At 40.6% G+C, this 19,225-nt stretch carries 20 protein-coding genes; 4 read left to right on the top strand and 16 right to left on the bottom strand.

The window, feature by feature from the left end; genetic code table 11:
• Window position 1 precedes the first annotated feature (1 nt).
• Window positions 2-751: a lysophospholipid acyltransferase family protein gene (locus BLQ05_RS11480; RefSeq protein ID WP_023576170.1), complete on the bottom strand. Its 750-nt coding sequence runs from the start codon at window positions 749-751 to the stop codon at window positions 2-4.
• 162 nt (window positions 752-913) lie between these two features.
• On the opposite strand from BLQ05_RS11480, the gene trpS reads away from it, so the two are divergent.
• Window positions 914-1,885 (top strand): tryptophan--tRNA ligase, encoded by a 972-nt coding sequence (trpS, locus tag BLQ05_RS11475; protein WP_023576171.1) that lies wholly within the window; start codon window positions 914-916, stop codon window positions 1,883-1,885.
• A gap of 109 nt (window positions 1,886-1,994) precedes the next feature.
• Here trpS and dprA read toward each other — a convergent pair whose 3' ends face one another.
• Window positions 1,995-3,098, bottom strand: coding sequence for a DNA-processing protein DprA (gene dprA / locus BLQ05_RS11470; protein ID WP_035654368.1), 1,104 nt, complete (start codon window positions 3,096-3,098; stop codon window positions 1,995-1,997).
• A 283-nt stretch (window positions 3,099-3,381) separates the two neighbouring features.
• On the opposite strand from dprA, the gene BLQ05_RS11465 reads away from it, so the two are divergent.
• Window positions 3,382-4,320, top strand: a complete 939-nt coding sequence (locus BLQ05_RS11465; RefSeq protein WP_023576173.1) for an HU domain-containing protein — start codon at window positions 3,382-3,384, stop codon at window positions 4,318-4,320.
• Between the two features lie 71 nt (window positions 4,321-4,391).
• Window positions 4,392-4,907, top strand: coding sequence for an acyl-CoA thioesterase (locus BLQ05_RS11460; RefSeq protein ID WP_023576174.1), 516 nt, complete (start codon window positions 4,392-4,394; stop codon window positions 4,905-4,907).
• A gap of 75 nt (window positions 4,908-4,982) precedes the next feature.
• Here BLQ05_RS11460 and BLQ05_RS11455 read toward each other — a convergent pair whose 3' ends face one another.
• The 8 genes from BLQ05_RS11455 to BLQ05_RS11420 all read right to left on the bottom strand — a co-directional run bounded on the left by BLQ05_RS11455 (window position 4,983) and on the right by BLQ05_RS11420 (window position 12,411).
• Window positions 4,983-6,230, bottom strand: coding sequence for a murein hydrolase activator EnvC family protein (locus tag BLQ05_RS11455; protein WP_023576175.1), 1,248 nt, complete (start codon window positions 6,228-6,230; stop codon window positions 4,983-4,985).
• 20 nt (window positions 6,231-6,250) lie between these two features.
• Entirely contained in the window at window positions 6,251-7,015 is a 765-nt protein-coding gene (lolB1, locus tag BLQ05_RS11450) for a lipoprotein insertase outer membrane protein LolB1 (RefSeq protein ID WP_035654370.1), read from the bottom strand.
• The gene (locus BLQ05_RS11445; protein WP_035654372.1) at window positions 7,015-8,349 is read right to left on the bottom strand and encodes a tetratricopeptide repeat protein; all 1,335 of its coding nucleotides are present in this window, start codon (window positions 8,347-8,349) and stop codon (window positions 7,015-7,017) included. The genes lolB1 and BLQ05_RS11445 overlap by 1 nt, the downstream gene beginning before the upstream one ends.
• A 21-nt stretch (window positions 8,350-8,370) precedes the next feature.
• Window positions 8,371-9,381 (bottom strand): sugar nucleotidyltransferase, encoded by a 1,011-nt coding sequence (locus BLQ05_RS11440; protein WP_035654374.1) that lies wholly within the window; start codon window positions 9,379-9,381, stop codon window positions 8,371-8,373.
• A 116-nt stretch (window positions 9,382-9,497) separates the two neighbouring features.
• A complete protein-coding gene (gene dut / locus BLQ05_RS11435) occupies window positions 9,498-9,932 on the bottom strand; it encodes a dUTP diphosphatase (protein WP_023576178.1) in 435 nt (144 codons plus the stop codon).
• 43 nt (window positions 9,933-9,975) lie between these two features.
• On the bottom strand, window positions 9,976-11,448 hold the full coding sequence (locus tag BLQ05_RS11430) for a lipopolysaccharide biosynthesis protein (protein ID WP_023576179.1): 1,473 nt from the start codon (window positions 11,446-11,448) through the stop codon (window positions 9,976-9,978).
• A 38-nt stretch (window positions 11,449-11,486) separates the two neighbouring features.
• Window positions 11,487-11,858 carry a hypothetical protein gene (locus BLQ05_RS11425; RefSeq protein WP_143000948.1) on the bottom strand — a complete coding sequence of 124 codons (372 nt, stop codon included), beginning with the start codon at window positions 11,856-11,858 and terminating at the stop codon, window positions 11,487-11,489.
• An 85-nt stretch (window positions 11,859-11,943) separates the two neighbouring features.
• The gene (locus BLQ05_RS11420) at window positions 11,944-12,411 is read right to left on the bottom strand and encodes a GNAT family N-acetyltransferase (RefSeq protein ID WP_023576181.1); all 468 of its coding nucleotides are present in this window, start codon (window positions 12,409-12,411) and stop codon (window positions 11,944-11,946) included.
• 62 nt (window positions 12,412-12,473) lie between these two features.
• On the opposite strand from BLQ05_RS11420, the gene BLQ05_RS11415 reads away from it, so the two are divergent.
• Window positions 12,474-14,558: a prolyl oligopeptidase family serine peptidase gene (locus BLQ05_RS11415; protein WP_023576182.1), complete on the top strand. Its 2,085-nt coding sequence runs from the start codon at window positions 12,474-12,476 to the stop codon at window positions 14,556-14,558.
• Window positions 14,559-14,600: 42 nt separating this feature from the next.
• On the opposite strand, the gene BLQ05_RS11410 is transcribed toward BLQ05_RS11415, so the two are convergent.
• The 6 genes from BLQ05_RS11410 to atpE all read right to left on the bottom strand — a co-directional run bounded on the left by BLQ05_RS11410 (window position 14,601) and on the right by atpE (window position 19,213).
• The gene (locus BLQ05_RS11410) at window positions 14,601-15,095 is read right to left on the bottom strand and encodes a hypothetical protein (RefSeq protein ID WP_023576183.1); all 495 of its coding nucleotides are present in this window, start codon (window positions 15,093-15,095) and stop codon (window positions 14,601-14,603) included.
• A gap of 244 nt (window positions 15,096-15,339) precedes the next feature.
• The gene (gene atpG, locus BLQ05_RS11405; protein WP_035654376.1) at window positions 15,340-16,200 is read right to left on the bottom strand and encodes an ATP synthase F1 subunit gamma; all 861 of its coding nucleotides are present in this window, start codon (window positions 16,198-16,200) and stop codon (window positions 15,340-15,342) included.
• A gap of 84 nt (window positions 16,201-16,284) precedes the next feature.
• Window positions 16,285-17,859, bottom strand: coding sequence for a F0F1 ATP synthase subunit alpha (atpA, locus tag BLQ05_RS11400; RefSeq protein ID WP_023576185.1), 1,575 nt, complete (start codon window positions 17,857-17,859; stop codon window positions 16,285-16,287).
• A 39-nt stretch (window positions 17,860-17,898) separates the two neighbouring features.
• On the bottom strand, window positions 17,899-18,426 hold the full coding sequence (gene atpH, locus BLQ05_RS11395) for an ATP synthase F1 subunit delta (RefSeq protein WP_023576186.1): 528 nt from the start codon (window positions 18,424-18,426) through the stop codon (window positions 17,899-17,901).
• Window positions 18,427-18,432: 6 nt separating this feature from the next.
• On the bottom strand, window positions 18,433-18,933 hold the full coding sequence (locus BLQ05_RS11390) for a F0F1 ATP synthase subunit B (RefSeq protein WP_023576187.1): 501 nt from the start codon (window positions 18,931-18,933) through the stop codon (window positions 18,433-18,435).
• Window positions 18,934-19,021: 88 nt separating this feature from the next.
• Complete coding sequence (atpE, locus tag BLQ05_RS11385; RefSeq protein WP_008255642.1) at window positions 19,022-19,213, bottom strand: ATP synthase F0 subunit C; 192 nt, start codon at window positions 19,211-19,213, stop codon at window positions 19,022-19,024.
• Between the last annotated feature and the right edge of the window lie 12 nt (window positions 19,214-19,225).

Raw genomic sequence — 19,225 nt, 5'->3', positions numbered from 1 at the left:
ATTATTTTGCGTTTTCAAATGCTGTAAGTTGCTCCCAAATAACCTCCCGAACTTTATCTTTTATCACTTTTTTGTCTTCAAGCGTTTTTCCTTTTGTTTCAACCGGCGGATGAATCTTGATTCTCATTTTACCGGGACTGCCACTAAAGAAAGTAAAAGAAAATCGTTTTTTCACATCGCCGAAGGTCAAAGGTAAAATGGGCAATTGGTGCTCGATAGCAATACGGAAAGCACCATCCTTAAATTCATCCAACAAAATGCTTTCGTCTTCCGGCACACCGCCTTCGGGAAAAATACAGATACTCAATCCCTGATTAATTCGTTTTTGGGCACGTTCGAAAACCTCGAAACGGCTTTTGGAACTGTTTCGGTCCACCAAAATACAGGTACGCTTATAGAAAAAGCCAAAAAGAGGAATCTTAACCAATTCTTTTTTACCGACAAACACAAACGGATGGTCTTTTACTATAAGCAACATCAGCATCACGTCCATCATCGAAGTGTGGTTGGCCACCAGCATGTAGCTTTTTCCTTTTTCCAATTCATAGTCCTTTTCTATCGTATAATAAAACCCCATTCCGTATAGAATAATTCGGGCCCAAAGCCGTGCTAAAACAAAAAACTGCGGATAGGTTCTTTCAGAAAGAATAGAAAGCACCAGAAACGGGAACAGTACGATAATGGGCACCGTGACCAACACATAAAACCAAATGCGCCAAAGCGTCCAAAAAAGAATCTTGAAAATTTTCATATAAGTGAAATTATTTATCACAGGTCATATAGGGTATCACCTTTATTTATTGGTGTTTGCTTGTGCAAACCTGTTGTTGGTTGCGATTTCATTGTACCAAAAATAACAATTCAACGCTTACATTTTCGTAAAACCTTTACCTTTGCGTAAATTATTTTCATAATGGCAAAAATATTAACTGGGGTTCAAAGTACAGGAACGCCACACTTAGGAAATCTTTTGGGTGCAATTTTACCGGCCATCGAAATGGCAAACCAACCCGAAAACGAATCGTTTCTTTTCATTGCCGATTTGCATTCGGTAACACAAATTAAGAACGGAAACACATTGCGAGAAAACACCTATAGTGTTGCGGCCACTTGGCTTGCCTGCGGTTTGGATATTAACAAAGTTGTCTTCTACCGCCAAAGTGATGTGCCGCAAACCGCGGAATTGTCTTGGTATTTGAGCTGTTTCTTCCCGTTTCAGCGTTTAACATTGGCGCATTCTTTCAAGGACAAGGCCGATCGTCTGGACGATGTGAATGCCGGATTGTTTTCGTATCCGATGCTAATGGCGGCCGACATTTTACTGTATGATGCCAATATAGTACCTGTAGGAAAAGACCAGCTGCAGCATTTGGAAATTACCCGAGATGTGGCTTCGCGTTTTAACCATCAGATGGGGGAAACGTTTGTCTTACCGGAAGCAAAAATTCAGGAAGACAGCATGATCATTCCCGGAACCGATGGCGAAAAAATGAGCAAGTCCCGTAACAATTTCATCAATATCTTTTTAGACGATAAAACCTTACGCAAGCAAATCATGTCGATTGAAACCGACAGTACGTCCTTGGAAGCTCCCAAAAATCCGGACACCTGCAATGCTTTTGCCTTATACCGTTTGTTGGCTTCGCCGGAACAAATTGAAATCATGCGCAACAATTACCTTGGTGGCAATTACGGGTACGGGCATGCAAAACAGGCCTTATTCGAATTGATTGTAGAAAAATTCCAAACGGAAAGGGAAAAATACAATCACTATATGAGTCATCTTGAAGAAGTGGACCGTCTGCTGAAAATCGGAGCCGAAAAAGCGCACAAAGTGGCGGATGGTGTTTTGGCAAGAGTCAGAGAAAAATTGGGATTTGAATAAATAATTTAAGGACTCAAAATCACAATTACAACAACTTTAAATTTTTCACAACCGCAGATTCGCTGATTATGAATAAAATCTGTGAATCTGCGGTTTTGTTTTTCTCTTTTCATATCGCTTCAAACAACTTTCCGGGCAAAGGACGAATCAAGCCTTTCAATTCCATGTTTAAAAGCAGGGACGAAATTTTGAAAATCGGAAATTCGCATTCGAGTGCAATGCTATCGAGCAATTCCTTCCCGTTCTTTTGCAGGAAGTCGTAAATTTTCTGTTCTTCCTGATCCAGTGAAACAAACAACTGCTTTTGAATGGGTTTTGGATTTTTTTCTTCCAATTCCCAATTGAGTATGTACACAATATCCGCAGCGGAAGAGAGTAAATTGGCCCGTTGTGTTTTGATCAGATTGTTGCAGCCCTGACTGTATTTGTCGGAACTCCTACCTGGAACCGCAAACACGTCGCGATTATAATCGTTGGCGATGTTAGCGGTAATTAACGAACCGCCTTTTTCGGCACTTTCAATTACGATAGTGGCTTCCGTCATGCCGGCAACGATGCGATTGCGTTTAATGAAATTCTCCCGTTCCGGACTGGAGGAACTCCAAAATTCGGTTAGAAAGCCGCCGTTTTGTTCCATCTTCGCAATGTATCTTTTATGTATTTTGGGATAGATCTGATTGAGTCCGTGCGCGAGAACACCAATGGTTTGCAGACCGCAATCAATTGCTGCCTGATGGGCAAGAATGTCCACACCATACGCAAATCCGCTAACAATGACCGGGTTTAATGGTGCCAAATCTTCAATTAACTTGCGGCAAAAATCGGAGCCATAACTGGTGACTTGACGCGTACCCACAATACTAATCAGTTTACGATGCTGTAAATCAATCGCACCCGACTGAAACAAAACCACCGGACCGTCGATGCAATGCTTGAGGCGTTCGGGATAGTTTTCGTCCTGGTAAAACGAAAAGTCAATGTTTTCCTTTTCGATGAAATCCAATTCCGATTTTGCTAAGTCGAATACGGAAGCGTCCTGAAGATTTCTAAAGAGCATTTCCCCTACGCCATCTATGGCAAAGAGCTGCTTTTTTTTAGCGGAGAAAACATTTTCAGCAGAACCACAATGATGAATGAGTTTTTTGGCAACGATGTCGCCTACTCCTTCCACTTTTAAAAGCGCAAGCGTGTAATATAAATCGGATGTTGTCATGGCGTATAAATAAAGTTCAAAGTAAATCAATTTTTCTTAATTTTGAAATAAAAAGACTACAGAAAATAAAAAGGATTCCTCCCTAGCCCTGATAGAACGGAAATCCTGTTAGTGTGAGCTTGCCGCGCAAGCTCACACTAACAGATTGGAGAGAAAGCAGGAAAACGGACCGCAAAAACACCCAAGCCATTCGCTTCCAATTCCTTACCTCAAAAACTCCGATTGTTAATAAAATTTGTTGATAATTTTTGGTTGTGGCTGTTGAATAATTAAATTTGTAGGTATGAAGATTGAAAACTACATCTCGGCTTTACTCTATCGTTACCAGTGTGTTACTGTTCCCGGTTTCGGCGCGTTTCTTACTGAAATCCAGTCGGCGCAACTCAACGGGAGCACCAATACGTTTTACCCGCCCAAAAAGGTGGTTTCGTTCAACCCGCATTTGAAAAACAATGACGGTCTGTTGGCGAATCACGTTTCGTTGCAGGAAAAAATTTCCTATGACGATGCGGTGCTTGCGGTGCAAAATCAGGTTGCGGTTTGGACGGAGCAATTGCAGCGAAGAGAACTACTGGTGTTGAAAAACATTGGTGAAATTTCGATGAATTCGGAATGGAACTGGGTTTTTGAACCGGTTGCTTCGGTAAATTATCTGGCCGATGCTTTCGGATTGAGCGCGGTGGTTTCCCCTGCGGTGCAGCGTGAGGTTTTAAAAGCACAAGTGGAAGCGTTGGAAGAAAAAGCACCGATTGTTTTCACTCCGGAAAGAAAGAAAAATTACTCGTTCCTTAAATATGCTGCCGCTATCGTGATGACCCTTGGCGCTGGAGGAGCAGCCTACAAATACCAATACGACCAACAGTTTGCCAATGACAATCTGATGGTGGAAAAAGCGGTACAGGAAAAAGTACAAAGCAAAATTCAGGAAGCGACCTTCTTTATTGAAAATCCGTTACCGGCGGTTACTTTGAATGTGGCGGAAAATGCAAAAAAACCGTATCACATTGTAGCGGGTTCTTTCCGAAACGAAACCAATGCGGATAAAATTTTCAACGAATTGAAAGCGTTGGGTTTCGAGCCTATCCGTTTGGAGCAGAACCAGTTTGGTTTGTTTCCGGTTTTGTACGGCAGTTTTACAAGCTATACGGAAGCGCAAACCAAAATGAAGGAAATTCATAAATCACACAACAAAGAAGCCTGGCTACTGATTAAAGAGCTATAAAATTATCAAATCCTCAGTTTCTGAGGATTTTTTTATGTTTTTATTGCTAACTTTGCAAAAACACACAACCGATGCAAGAGAAATTCCCTTTAGATTCCCTGACCGTGTTAACCGATTTGGTTTTACCGGGCGAAACCAATCCGCTGAACAATCTTTTTGGCGGTGAATTGCTGGCGCGTATTGACCGTGCGGCGAGTATTACGGCTAGAAGACATTCCCGAAGAATTTGTGTGACGGCTTCGGTGAACCATGTGGCTTTTAACCGTGCGATTCCTTTAGGAGCCGTGGTAACCATTGAAGCTAAAGTTTCCAGAACGTTTACGAGTTCGATGGAAATCGTAATCGATGTTTGGACAGAAGACCGCGAATCCGGAATAAAAAACAGTGCCGGACAGGCGATATACACCTTTGTGGCGGTAGACGATACAGGAAATCCCGTTCCCGTTCCACCGGTGGTACCGCAAACCGATGAAGATAAAAAACGTTTTGAAGCGGCGTTGCGAAGAAAACAGCTGAGTCTGATTCTGGCCGGAAAAATGAAACCTGCCGATGCTACCGAATTGAAAGCCTTGTTTGCCGGAGAATAAAAACAGATAACAGGCTGCAGATAGCAGTTTGTAGGATTAAAAAAGCTGTCAAAATATTTGACAGCTTTTTTGTTGTTACATATTACTGATCCAACTCTGCGGATTCAGCGTAGTGGTGTTTTGCAACACCAAGAATTTCATGACTGATTTTCCGGTCGAATTGGTGTGGATTCTACCGATATTCTGTTTCGCAGAAACCTTATCCCCTTTCCCGACGGACACACTCGACAAGTTAAGATACACCGTAATGTAATCCCCGTGCTGGATGTACACTGCTTTATTGTTAGCGTTAATCACCTGCACCTGTAACACTTCACCAGCAAAAACCGCTCGGGCATTGGAACCGCTTTCGGTGGTAATCTCCACTCCGCTGTTATGCACGGTCAAATCCGGATAGGCAGGATGGGGCTGATCGCCGTAGCCTAAGGAAACGTAGCCCTTAACAACCGGCCAAGGCAACCTTCCGCGACTGGCTTTGAAATTGTCGGCTAATTCTTTTCCTTCGGTGGTTAACACGAACTTGGCTGGATCGGCCGCACCGGAGGTCGATTTGACAATCGTTTTTCCGGAAGCATTGGCTTTTTTATTGGCCGCTGCAATCGCCTCACGAATCATTTTCTGGATTTGTTTGTCGATTTTTCTTGTCTCTGCCTGCATTTTCTTGATTTCGGCAGCGTATTTTTTCTTGTCTTTCTGAACGATTTTGGCTAAACGCTGTTGTTCTGCTTTGTCCTTCTCATATTCTCTTTTTTCTTTCTCGCTTTCTGCCAATACTTTTTCTTTTGCCTTTTTCTTCTCTTCCAAAACGGTAGTGGCCTGTGAAAGCTGATTTGATTTTACCTTGATTTCATCGCCCTGCATTTTTCTAAAACTGGCATACTGTTTCATGTACTGCATACGCTTATAGGCTTGAAGGAAATTTTGCGACGAAAGTATAAACATGTAGCGGCTTTGTTCCGAACGGCTTTTGTACGATTTGACAATCATATTGGAATAGTCTGTTTTCAGGTCCTTCAGTTCGCGGTTAAGCTTGTTGATTTCCAATTGTTTCAGGTATATGTCATCCGACAGCAAGCGTTTTTGTCTGGCCGTAGTATTAATCAGTTTTTGACTCAATTGAATTTTTCGATTCTGTTGGGCAATCTGACCTAAAATGTTTTTCTCTTTTTTCTTTTCTTCCTGAAGACGCGATTGCACTTCCTGAATTTCTTTCTGGAGTTGTGATTTTCGCTCTTCGAGTTTACGCTGCTTGTCCTCATTAGGTTGCGACCAGGCAACCGTAGCTAAACAAAAGAAAAATATGGAGAGCAGTACTTTATGCATCGTAATTAATTTTGGCAAATTTAATCAATAAAAATTTGTTCGTAGCCTTCCGGCACATCATAAGAAAAAGATAATCCTTCGTCGAAAGCTACCGAATTGTAACCGATTTGAATAGATACTTTTTCTTTTTGAAATGCCTGAATGAAAATATCAAACGGCATAATCCCTTTTGGCGATTCTTTGTGCGAAAGATAATTGATTTCCAGCGTGCGATCTTCTTTTTTTTGTGTAAGAATTTCTTTTTTCAGCAGGAAATTAGCGCCTTCAAAGAGAAACTCTTTTTCGATCGCGCCGTTATTTTTGCTTTTCAGTTTGTGCAGGTTATTTTCCACAGACTCCTCATATTTTCCCTTGGTCAGATCATCCAAAGCAAGTCCGAGGAACAGATTCTGTACTTTCTGATAATCAAGATCCGTCCCCAGCCAATTGCTTAACAACGAATAATTTCCTTCGAAATACTTACCGTTTATCTTTTCGTAATAGCTCACTTTCTCCGGTGTAATCATGGCTTTGGCCATAGTGATTCCGAAAAAGCGAACGATTACCAGTATTTTCTCGTCTTTTTTAATACGAATTTCCGCGGTTACATTTTGCGTTTGCTTGTCGTCTTCATAACGCGCATTGGCTTTAATGTGCACCGTTTCAAAATTCTTACTGTTAGCATAATGTCCGGATATGATTTTGGACACCGCCACATTTTCAGCCGCGCCCTTTTCCGCCACCAACTGTTTTGGTTTACAGGAAACCAGAAATATAAGTCCGAAGACCGCAAGCCACTTTTGCATTATTTTTTTTGTTTTAACAATTGCTCCGCCTTATTGAAATGGGTGTATTTCTTGGTTTGATCTCCTAATCCGTTGTAGGCTTCCCCCAATTGGATATTGAAATTAATTTCCAAATCAATATCATCCACTACAAAATCCATTCCTGAATTTAAAAGGGCAATCGCTTTTTTATAATTTTTTAATTGATTTTGGGCTAAACCGGCATAAAAATACAATCGGGCATGGGTAGGATACAATTCCAGAAAACCCTCTGCTTTCCGGCTTACCTTGTCAAACTGATTGTTGTCGGCATAGGCTTCCAATAATAACTCTATAACGAGTATGTCGTCTTTTTGTTTCAACAAGCTCTTTTCGAAAAAGTGAATCGCTTTGTCGGTTTTTTTCTTATTGCGAAAAAATATCCCGATTTCTTTCGCTACATTTACCGAAGTATCGTAACCAAAATAATCAACCGCTTTGTCGAGTTCTTTGTCGAAAGCATTGGTGTTGTTTACAAAAATTAAAAACTCGTTTAAAATACGGTGTTTGATTTTTGGTTCAATTTTAGAGCTGTTCAACGCGATGTGCATGGCCTGGGCCGCTTTCTCCCCGTTGCCGTTATTCAGATGGAATTTAAACAGACTTACCTGAGCCCAATCCGAATTCGGAATGTTCTGTTCTAATTTCTTGGCCACTTCCAGCGCTTTTTCCTCCTGATTGCTTTCGGAATACAAATAAATCAGCTGAATGTAGTTTTCCTCGACCTGCGGGTACTTTACGATAGCCGCCTCCAATTGTTCTTTTTGCGGTTTTCGCGACTGACTTTCACTCAGGATCTGGAGTTTGTAGGTTTCCATCATTTGTGAGATGTTGGAAGTGCGCTCCATTTCCTCAATCAATGCCAATGCCTTATCGAACTGTCGGGTGTACATGTACAACGAAACCAAGTCGTCCTGAAAATTTTTATCAAACCCGATGAGTTTTTGTACTACCGTAATCGATTGTTGGTAATCCTTCGTTTCATAAAAAACATCATACAATCCGTTCCAGTACCAACGCTCTTTCGGGTTCAGGTCGACCGCTTTCTGAAAAGCACGTTGGGCTTCGGGGTACTTTTTTAACGCCAGGAAATTTTTTCCCAATTCATGATGCAATACCGGATTATTAGGCTGTGAGACGAGGCATTTTTCAATCTCAACTATGGCCTTGTCGTAATTTTCAATGCCCTTTTGCTTCAGCGCTTCAAAAAAGTGATCTTCAAATTCGTTCTTTGCCAAGGCGATGGAGTCCGGTTCGGTTTGGGCAAAAGAAACCGCCGAGAATAGCAAAATTCCCAGAACAAGTGCTCTTTTCATCCAAACGTTTTCTCTCATAAACTATTCTAAAACGGAGTAATCTCCGATACTGATACTTTTAAAATTGCCGTCGAACGTGGCGTGGTTACCAATCATTGCATTGTCAAGATTGGCATTTTTTATGTGCGCGTGCGTCTGTACCAAACTGTTTTTGATTTTCGAATTCGTAACATGGGTCGCATGGCCTAAAGATACGTTCGGACCGACTATGGTGTTGATTAAAACCACATCTTCCCCAATAAAACAAGGTGGAATAATGGTTGAATTTTCGATGCGTACGGTATCCGAAACCAAATTCGAACCGTCCTTGTGAAGGAAATTCAGCATTCTGGAATTGGTGTCGACCGTTACGTCTTTATTTCCGCAGTCCATCCATTCGTCTACCTTGCCCGGAACGAATTTCAGTCCTTTCTGTTTCATGTTTTCCAAACCGTCGGTCAATTGGTATTCGCCTCCTTTAACAACATTATTATCCAATAAATATTGCAATTCGGCACGTAAAGTTTCACCGCTTTTGAAATAATAAATTCCGATGATGGCCAAATCCGACACAAACTCCTTCGGTTTTTCCACAAAATCCACAATCTGATTGTTCTCGTTTAACTGCACTACGCCAAAAGCGCTCGGGTCTTCCACCTGTTTTACCCAGATTACGCTGTCTGCCGAAGTGTCCAACGTAAAATCGGCGCGGAAAAGCGTATCGGCATACGCCACCACAATGGGCCCGCTCATACTTTCTTTGGCACACATGATGGCATGGGCCGTTCCTAAAGCTTCATTCTGATAATAAATCGTTCCTTTGGAGCCTAATTTTTCGGCAATCGCTATCAAATCGGTCTCCACCTGTTTCCCGAAACTTTCGTGTATGATGAAAGCGATTTCATCAATTTCCTGATTGATTACACTGGCAATGTCTTCCACCAAACGGTGTACGATGGGTTTTCCTGCAATAGGAATTAAGGGTTTTGGTATTGTTAAAGTGTGTGGACGAAGACGCGAACCACGTCCGGCCATTGGTACTATAATTTTCATGTGTTATCTTTATTTAAACCGCAAAGCTCGCTAAGTTTTCGCAAAGTGCGCAAAGCAGTATTTTATATTTATTTTATGTTCGTCTAAACTGTCACCTGAATGCTGCGACTGCCGACTTACTTTACTCCCGTACTTCCGAATCCGCCATCTCCGCGTGATGTTTCGGTAAGCTCAACGGTTTCCTGCCATTCGGCACGTTCGTGTTTTGCGATGATTAATTGTGCGATACGTTCGCCGTTTTCGATTACAAAAGGTTCGTTGGATAAATTTACCAAAATCACTCCGATTTCACCGCGATAATCCGCATCCACCGTTCCGGGGGAATTCAAAACCGTAATGCCTTTTTTGAATGCCAGTCCGCTTCTCGGACGCACCTGCGCTTCGTAACCAATTGGCAATTCGATAAAAAGTCCGGTCTTTACCAACGCTCTTTCCAAAGGATGTAACGTGATTGGGTCGGTTATGTTTGCTCTCAAATCCATTCCCGCAGAAGCATGGGTTTCATAGTTGGGTAACGGATGTTGGGATTTATTAATGATTTTGATTGTCATTTTTGGAAATAATTAAAATAATGAAAGTCTAAAAGTAAAAAAATTAAACCACTTTGCGTTTGATAATGCGCAGTAAAGTTTCCTTTTCGTTGTGATAAATAAAATAGGTGAAAAGTAATATGGCGGCAATTCCGAAAACATAGCTTTCGCGGAACATCGGGACGTAGAACGAAAGTCCGGCCAAAAGGGTGGAAACTGCCAAATATCCGAAAATACGCTTCTTGTCATACGGAATCGGATACTGTTTGTTTCCCAAATAATAGGATATCGCCATCATGGAACCATAGGCGGCCAAAGTAGCAATGGCCGAGCCCATGTAACTGAATTTCGGAATCAGTAAAAAATTCAGCAACAGCGTTATAATAGCACCGAAAATCGAGATATAGGCGCCGATTTTAGTCTTGTCAATCAGCTTGTACCATACCGAAAGATTCGTGTAAATGCCCAAAAAGAAATTGGCTAAAATAATTAACGGAACGACTTTCATCGCCTCCCAGTATTCGGGATTTCCAATCAGAATCACTTTCAGCACATCGGCAAAAACCACTACACACAACAAGATCAGTGAACCGAAAATCACGAAATATTTGGTTACCGTGGCGTAGGTTTGCGGGGCGTTTTCGTTTCCGGCATGACTGAAGAAAAAAGGTTCGATACCAAGCGTATAGGCCGTTCGGAACAAGACCATGAACAATCCCAGTTTATAACAGGCGGAATAGGCTCCGACTTCGGATAATGCAATGTTTGGCGGCAGTAATTTTTCCAATAGAATCTTGTCGAAATGTTCGTTAATCCCGAAAGCCAAACCTGCAAACAGAATGGGCCAGCCATAGTGCATCATGTTTTTCCAAAGCGGAATGCTGAACTGCCATTTCAGGAAAAGATAATCCGGAAGAAAAACCAGTAAGGTTACCAAACTGGCAATTAAATTGGCAATGAAAATATAGCCCACCTGAAAATCCTGCATGTAAATGGTGTTCCAAAACGATTCCGGATTGGATTGGGCTAATTTTGGTAAAATCAATAAGAAAAAAATGTTGAGTCCTAAATTCAAAACCACATTTCCGATTTTGATTACGGCATATTTCATGGGCTTTTGCAGGGCGCGTAACTTTGAAAAAGGGATAATCGTCAGGGCATCAAAAACCAAAATCCAAATCGCATAGGTTACATATTGAATTTCCACGCCGGCCCAATCGGCAAGGGTATTTCGAAACAATAAAGCGATGGACAGAAACGATATTGAGGTCCAAAAAATGGAAATTGTGGCGGTTTCAATGACACTTTTTTTATTTTCCTCTTTCGAATAAAACCTGAAAAAAGCGGTTTCCATTCCGTAAGACAAAATCACATTGAAAAACACCATCCAGGACAGCACTATGGTCACTTCACCATATTCGCTTGTGGGCATTAAATCGGTATATAAACGGACAAGCAGGAAACTCAACATTCGCGGAAGCACCGTGGCGATTCCGTAAATGAAGGTTTGCTTGAAAAGATTTTTGTATAAACTCAATGTATATTATTTTGACTACTGACTGACAAAAGTAACCATTATCTTGGTTTGTTCATAGAAGGATAGGCCAGCATTTCTTTTTCTTTGACATCTTCCACCGTGTAAATTTCCGATTTCCCCTTGACCTTAAAGTATAAAACGGCTTTGTTACTTTCCGGCAAAGGTTCGTTGATTTCTTCTTCGCCTTCAATTACAGGCCCTCCTCCTTTTTTAGTAATGATATAGGCTGTATAATGCAAGCCGTCTTCGGATGTAAAAACAGCTTCTTTTCCCTTAAAAACGACTTTCTCGAGTTGGATTTCAGCAGCAAGCGGTGTTCTGAAAATCACATGAAAATTGATTCCTGCGCCTCCGCCACGCACTCCGGATACCCAACCTTCGAAATACGTTTCCACAAGAGATTCCGTCATCCTTTCGGTGGCTTTTTTTTGCGATTCACAGGAAACAAAAAAAAGAACCGTTATTAATAAAAACAAGTGTTTCATAGTTTGATTTTTAGGTGAGTCCGTTTTCGTCTAGAATTTTCACAAAGTGGAAACCCTTTGGGCCATATCCCTGATTGTAATAAAAACGATGGGCGGCAAAATTTGTTGTAAATGCATCCAGAACAATATTGGTACAGCCCAATTGTAAAGCTTTCTGTTCTATAAAATCGGTGAGCATTTTACCGATGCCCTGTGAACGATGTGCCTCATGAACCACAAAATTGTCGATTTCAAGATATTTTCCGCTCCATAATTTTGTTGAAAACCAGCAACCGGTAATGCCAATGCATTTTTCATTTTCAAAAACAGCTACCTGTGTGTACTTGTGTGGAATCATTTCGTTTAAGAATGAACGGTATTTTTCCAACGTCATTTTAGGATACAACTGTTGGATGAGTTCCAATTGATCTGTCATTTCGGTGACTGTCGTAAGTTCTTTGATTTCCACTTTTAGTATTTTAGCCCTAAATGTAGCCATTTTAATAAAATTGTAAAAATCAATAATCTATATTTGTTGTGATATTTCAGTTCCCCCTTAAAATGAAAAAAATTACTGTTTTTTATTGTCTGCTTTTTACTGTTTTCGTTTTTTCACAAAGTACGATGACAACCAAAAAAAATCCGTCCCCATTTACCAAACACGGCATTACGCTAATTGATGATTATGCCTGGCTGGAAAACACAAAATCAGAAGATGTGGTAAATTGGGTTGACACTCAGAATAAAAACACAAAAGCACACCTGGAAGAAATCAATCTGGCAAAATCGATTGCCGTCAAGATCAGGGAATACGACCGATTAACGGCCGCGACCTTACCGGATAAGAAAGGGAAGTACTTTTATAAAATGTACCGTAAAGACAATACGACCCCTGCTTATCTGACGTACAGAAAGTCCCTCAATGACTTTCCGACAGAGATTGTCAATTCCTATAAAATATACAACGATCCTACTGTTTTCATAAATGGCTATTATCCTTCCAAAAACTCCAAATATCTGGCTACCAAATTCAACATTAACGGCAGCGACAAAAATGAGGTGCGTTTCTACAACCTTACTACCGGCACCAATCCGTTGGACATTCTTAAAAACATAAAATATTCCAATGTGGAATGGAATGAGGATGATGGCGTATTTTACAAAAAAAACAGCAATACGGAAGTCTTTGCCAAGGATTCCACCTATCAGTTGTATTATCACAAAATGGGAGAAAGTCAGGATAAAGACGTTTTGGTTTTTGACACCTCGAAAAGCGAAACAACGTTTTCCTTTTTCACTTCACGGGGACGGCTTTTCGTTGTGGAAAAGAATAAAGAAGAGACTTTAAAAAAATACTATTCCGCTTCTTTGAAAGTGTTCCCGTTTAAACTTGAAAAATTTATCGAAGACAAAAGCCAGAATTTCGAATTCATCAGTTACCGCAACAACAGGGTCTATTTTTCTTCCGGGAAATACGATTGGGGTGAAATACGGTCTATGGACATTAACAACCCCAAAGACGAAACCGTTGTTATCCCTCAGATTTACAACCATTTGTTGGTTGGTCATTATTTTCTTGACGATTACATCGTATGCAAATACAAAACGCTAGGAAAGAATTACCTGATTGTTTATGAAAATTCAGGCGCTTTTTTGAAGCGAATTGAGGTTCCAGGCGGAGTTGATTTCCGATTCAAATTTTATGATCCGGAAACCAAAAACCTGTACGTTTCTTTTTTTTCGCGAACACTTCCGAACCAGAATTACACCATCAATTTGCTTACGGGAGAAGCCAATCCGTTTTATAATGATTTCATAAAACCCAAGCCCACCATTTTTCCGTTAAATTATTTTGAGACAAAATCGCTTACTTTTAAAAGCAGGGACGGAAAAGACGTGCCCATTTCTATCGTATATAAAAAAGGAATTCCTTTAGACAGCAATAACCCGACACTGCTCGAAGCTTATGGAGGTTTTGGAAATATCAGTTCGCCTGATTTTGAATCCGGGCTGCTCTATTTTTTGGGAAAAGGGGGAATCTATGCTTTTGCGGAAATTCGCGGAGGCGGTGAAAAAGGGATCAACTGGCACAAGGATGGAAAAGGAATTAAGAAAATAAACGGGTTTAATGATTTTATCGATGCGGCAGAATTTCTGATCCGGGAAAAGTACACATCGCCCAATAAACTGGGTATTTCCGGAGGCTCTCACGGCGGACTCGTTGTTGGTGTGGCCATGACCCAACGACCGGATTTGTTTAAAGTGGCAATTCCTGTTGCAGGTGTTTTTGATATGGCCAAGTATAACTTATTCACTACGGGACAGTACCATTTGGACGAATTCGGAAATCCGGATAACAAGCCCGAATACGAGGCATTACTAACCTATTCCCCTTATCACAACATTAAGGAAGATGTAAATTATCCGACAACACTCATACTCGCGGGTGAAAATGATGACAGGGTGACTCCGTTCCAATCGTATAAATTCGCGGCAAAACTTCAAAACAGGGCAACTCAGAAAAATCCGGTTTACATTAATGTCCTTAAAAAAGCAGGGCACAACGGAAGGGGGCAGACCTACGACGGACGCATCGAATCACAATCGGAATATTTCAGTTTCCTGTTGTATCATTTAAACAAATAATGTGTACCCTTGAAAAAGGGATTATAAGACAAAACACTTCCTTCACTCCGGATAAAAATCCGGTTCCTGTTCTTTAACATTTGGAATCAGATGCCAAAATACTTCCCCATTGTTAACATACTCCAATAGGGCCTGATCGTCTTTAATGGGAGACGTGGAAGGAATTGCATTAGCAACAACCCGAAAGGTGTCATAATCCATTGGAATACCCTCTCCGGAATTGATTTCGCCAGAAAGTCTTGCCACAAAAAGCAATTCGGTTAGGGGGAAAACGGCTGCTTTAGTATCTCTGAAAAGCACATTTTTCAAAAAAACTCCTTTTGGAAGGGGTTCACCCAATTCGATGAAAAAATCCATGCCGGACCCACCGCCCTGAACACCTGAAATCCAACCTTCGAAGTAGGCGCTTTTAATTGTTACCGGAAATTCGTTCAGCAGTTTACCGTTTTCGGCCTCCCTGTTGCCCGGCTCGATTTCTTGTTTTGTGCAACCTTGGAAAAAAAACAGAATCGTCATAAATAATAGAATTGCTTTCATTTCTTTCTTTTAAAGTGAATTACTCCAAATCAAGAATTATAACAAAAACCTGGGGATTATTCTTGAATACCATAAGGATGAAGGTGCTATTTATATTCTAAATAAGCATCCTAACGCATTTGCCAGCAAAAACAAAAGTTAAACTTTATTTTTGTAATTCACTAACAATCAATATCTTATGTAAAGTTAATAAAAAAAGGACCAACTAGCGTTGGTCCTTTTATATATTTCAAAAAAATTATTCTTAATTGTTCAACGCTTCCGCACCACCCACAATCTCAAGAATTTCATTGGTAATGGCAGCCTGACGGGCTTTATTGTACGTTAATTTTAATTGATTTCTCAATTCGGTAGCATTATCGGTAGCCTTATGCATCGCTGTCATACGCGCACCGTGTTCCGCTGCGAAAGAATCTCTTACCGCTTTGTACAATTGTGTTTTCAACGACTTTGGAATTAAAGTCAATACGATTTCTTCTTTCGAAGGTTCAAAGATATAATCGGAAGTGGTAACCGCTTTACTTTCAATTGGTGCCAAAGGTAAGAATTGCTCGGTAACTACAATTTGCGTAGCGGCATTTTTAAACTGGTTGTACACCAATTCAATTTTATCGTATTCGCCGGCCACAAATAAATGGGTTAACGATTCTGCGATATGTGCAGCGTTATCAAATGTTAAGTCATCAAAAATATCGCTACGGTTGGCTACCACGTAATTCGTTTTAACCAAAGCATCGTGTGCTTTTTTACCGATAGCAAAAACACCTACCTGTTTTCCTGCATAAGTGGTTTCGGAAAGATTTCTAACCTGTTTCAGTATGTTTGCGTTGAAAGCACCACACAAACCTCTGTTTGATGTCACTACAACCAATAATACTTTTTTTACCTCGCGTTGGTCTGTATATTGTCCGGCGAAATCACCTTCCAAAGAAGCACTAAGGTTCTGAATCAATTCGGTTAGTTTTTCGGCATAAGGGCGCATCGCTGTAATCGCATCCTGTGCTTTTTTCAGCTTTGCTGCAGATACCATTTTCATCGCCGACGTAATCTGCATCGTGGATGAAACGGAAGTAATCCTGTTACGTATTTCCTTTAAGTTTGCCATTGTTATTCTAGTAATTAGGAATTAGGAGTCAGGAGTTAGTGATTTAGACTAATTACTAACCACTAACTCCTATTCCCTTAATTATTAATATTTTGCAGAAATCTCTTTTGCCGCTTTCTCTAATACATCCGTGATATTATCGTCGAATTTACCGGCTTTTAAAGCGTCCAACACATCTCTGTGTTTCGCGTTCATATATTCCAAGAAATCTTTTTCAAATTCTTTTACTTTGTTTACAGGAACGTTTCTTAGTAAGTTTTTCGTTCCTGCATAGATAATCGCAACCTGCTCTTCCACTGTAAACGGAGTATTTACCGCTTGTTTTAGGATTTCAACGTTACGTTTACCTTTTTCGATTACATTTAAAGTAACCGCATCCAAATCAGAACCGAATTTAGCAAACGCTTCCAATTCACGGAATTGCGCCTGGTCTAATTTCAAGGTACCTGATACTTTTTTCATGGATTTGATTTGAGCATTACCTCCAACACGCGATACCGAAATACCTACGTTAATTGCCGGACGCACCCCAGAGTTGAATAAATCACCATCCAGGAAGATCTGACCGTCTGTAATCGAAATTACGTTGGTTGGGATATAAGCAGAAACGTCACCCGCTTGTGTTTCGATGATTGGTAACGCTGTTAACGAACCACCACCTTTAACAATTGGTCTTAACGAATCCGGTAAGTCATTCATGTTTTTAGCGATACTGTCATCCGCAATTACTTTCGCTGCACGCTCTAATAAACGAGAGTGAAGGTAGAATACGTCTCCAGGATATGCCTCACGTCCCGGTGGTCTTCTTAACAACAAAGACACCTCACGATACGCCACCGCTTGTTTTGATAAATCATCATAGATAATCAAAGCCGGACGACCGGTATCACGGAAGTACTCTCCGATAGCTGCACCAGCGAATGGAGCATATACCTGCATTGGAGCAGGGTCAGAAGCGTTAGCTGCTACGATAACCGTATACGCCATGGCGCCTTTTTCTTCTAATGTTTTTGCAATACCTGCTACTGTAGACGCTTTTTGTCCTACGGCAACATAGATACAGAATACTGGTTTACCAGCATCGTAAAATTCTTTTTGATTCAAAATGGTATCGATACATACTGTAGTTTTACCAGTCTGACGGTCACCAATAACCAACTCACGTTGTCCACGACCTACAGGAATCATCGCATCAATCGATTTGATACCCGTTTGTAATGGTTCTGTTACCGGCTGACGGAAGATAACTCCAGGAGCTTTTCTTTCCAATGGCATTTCGTAAAGGTCACCACCGATTGGCCCTTTACCGTCGATTGGGTTACCCAATGTATCCACAACACGACCAACCATTTGCTCACCAACTTTTAAAGAAGCGATACGCTGAGTTCTTTTTACTGTTGAACCTTCTCTGATTCCGGTAGATGGCCCTAATAATACCACCCCTACGTTGTCTTCCTCAAGATTCAATACAATAGCTTCCAACCCGTTGTCGAATTGTACTAACTCACCGTATTGTGCATTAGACAACCCGTAAACACGAGCGATACCGTCTCCTACCTGAAGAACTGTTCCCACTTCTTCTAAAGTAGCACCTGATTCAAAACCAGATAATTGTTTCTTTAATATTGCTGAAATTTCAGCAGCTTTAATTTCTGCCATTATGATTTATAATTTAAACACCTTTCAGTGTGGTAAATACTAATTTAAAAGTTCTCTTTTTAATGTTTGCAAACTGTTTGCCACAGAAGCGTTGTACTGCTTGTCGCCGATTCTTAAAATAAATCCTCCGATGATTGACTCATCTACAATATTATTAATTGTAACCGACTTATTTGAAAATTCTTTGATTTTCGCCAATACTTTTGCTTCCAATTCCGGAGTGATGGGAAAAGCAGTAGTCACTTTTGCCACTTCCACACCGTTTAACTCGTCAAACAACAGATTGTACTGAGACGCTACGGCAGGTAAAATCTCAAATCTTTTGTTTTCCAATAACAATCGGAACAAACTTTTTGTTTCGTTTTGAACAGAAGCAAATACTTCTGATAATGCCGCCACTTTTACGTCACCCTTTACTGTTGGGTTCGATAAAAACTCCTTTAACTCCGCACTTTCCACAACAGCCGTAACGATAGACTTCATGTCTTCGTTAACGTTGGTTGCTTTCCCGTTAGAGTTGGCAATATCTAAAATTGCTTTTGCATATCTAATCGCTGCTCTTGACATATACGATTAATTTAATTTAACTTCACCTAACATTTTCTCAACCAAAGCCGATTGGGATTCTTTGTTAGAAAGTTCTGCTTTTAATAATTTTTCAGCAATCTCTACAGAAAGACCCGATACCTGACTTTTCAATTCAGCCAAAGCAGCGTTTTTCTCGCTTTCGATAGACGCTTTTGCCTGCTCAATCATTTTAGCTCCCTGAACCTGAGCTTCCGATTTTGCATCAGCAATCATTTTTTCTTTGATTTCGCGCGCTTCCTTAATCATGGTGTCCCTTTCTGCACGAGCCTGATCCAATAACTTTTGGTTATCTGCCTTAAGGTTCATCATTTCTTTCTTAGCATTCTCAGCTGAAAGCAACGCCTCCTTAATTCCTTCTTCTCTTTCGTTAACCGCATCAAGAATTGGTTTCCAAGCAAATTTCTTAAGTAAAAGAATTAATCCTACGAAAAGCAAAAATTGCCAAAAAAACAAACCGAGCGAAAATTGTTCTAGTAACTTTTCCATTATATAAAAATTCTAATTTAGAATACTTTTAATTTTTTAAAAACAACAGTTGTAACCAACCGTCACAACTGTTGTCTGCATTTTTTGATTAAGCTGCGAATAACGCTGCGAAACCAATACCTTCAATAAGTGCAGCTGCGATAAGCATGGCTGTTTGGATTTTTCCTGAAGCTTCTGGCTGACGAGCAATAGCGTCCATTGCTGAACCACCAATTTTACCGATACCTAAACCTGCTCCGATTACGATTAAACCAGCACCTACAATAGTTGGAATTTGCATAATGTATATATA

The sequence above is a fragment of the Flavobacterium saliperosum genome (assembly GCF_900100625.1).
Classification (GTDB): domain Bacteria; phylum Bacteroidota; class Bacteroidia; order Flavobacteriales; family Flavobacteriaceae; genus Flavobacterium; species Flavobacterium saliperosum.
This window is presented reverse-complemented; position numbering and strand designations above follow the sequence as displayed.

Coding starts and splice junctions, on each gene's coding strand:
- BLQ05_RS11480 (WP_023576170.1), bottom strand. CDS start 751: ATGAAAATTTTCAAGATTCTTTTTTGGACGCTTTGGCGCATTTGGTTT.
- trpS (WP_023576171.1), top strand. CDS start 914: ATGGCAAAAATATTAACTGGGGTTCAAAGTACAGGAACGCCACACTTA.
- dprA (WP_035654368.1), bottom strand. CDS start 3,098: ATGACAACATCCGATTTATATTACACGCTTGCGCTTTTAAAAGTGGAA.
- BLQ05_RS11465 (WP_023576173.1), top strand. CDS start 3,382: ATGAAGATTGAAAACTACATCTCGGCTTTACTCTATCGTTACCAGTGT.
- BLQ05_RS11460 (WP_023576174.1), top strand. CDS start 4,392: ATGCAAGAGAAATTCCCTTTAGATTCCCTGACCGTGTTAACCGATTTG.
- BLQ05_RS11455 (WP_023576175.1), bottom strand. CDS start 6,230: ATGCATAAAGTACTGCTCTCCATATTTTTCTTTTGTTTAGCTACGGTT.
- lolB1 (WP_035654370.1), bottom strand. CDS start 7,015: ATGCAAAAGTGGCTTGCGGTCTTCGGACTTATATTTCTGGTTTCCTGT.
- BLQ05_RS11445 (WP_035654372.1), bottom strand. CDS start 8,349: ATGAAAAGAGCACTTGTTCTGGGAATTTTGCTATTCTCGGCGGTTTCT.
- BLQ05_RS11440 (WP_035654374.1), bottom strand. CDS start 9,381: ATGAAAATTATAGTACCAATGGCCGGACGTGGTTCGCGTCTTCGTCCA.
- dut (WP_023576178.1), bottom strand. CDS start 9,932: ATGACAATCAAAATCATTAATAAATCCCAACATCCGTTACCCAACTAT.
- BLQ05_RS11425 (WP_143000948.1), bottom strand. CDS start 11,858: ATGACGGAATCTCTTGTGGAAACGTATTTCGAAGGTTGGGTATCCGGA.
- BLQ05_RS11420 (WP_023576181.1), bottom strand. CDS start 12,411: ATGGCTACATTTAGGGCTAAAATACTAAAAGTGGAAATCAAAGAACTT.
- BLQ05_RS11415 (WP_023576182.1), top strand. CDS start 12,474: ATGAAAAAAATTACTGTTTTTTATTGTCTGCTTTTTACTGTTTTCGTT.
- BLQ05_RS11410 (WP_023576183.1), bottom strand. CDS start 15,095: ATGAAAGCAATTCTATTATTTATGACGATTCTGTTTTTTTTCCAAGGT.
- atpG (WP_035654376.1), bottom strand. CDS start 16,200: ATGGCAAACTTAAAGGAAATACGTAACAGGATTACTTCCGTTTCATCC.
- atpA (WP_023576185.1), bottom strand. CDS start 17,859: ATGGCAGAAATTAAAGCTGCTGAAATTTCAGCAATATTAAAGAAACAA.
- atpH (WP_023576186.1), bottom strand. CDS start 18,426: ATGTCAAGAGCAGCGATTAGATATGCAAAAGCAATTTTAGATATTGCC.
- BLQ05_RS11390 (WP_023576187.1), bottom strand. CDS start 18,933: ATGGAAAAGTTACTAGAACAATTTTCGCTCGGTTTGTTTTTTTGGCAA.
- atpE (WP_008255642.1), bottom strand. CDS start 19,213: ATGCAAATTCCAACTATTGTAGGTGCTGGTTTAATCGTAATCGGAGCA.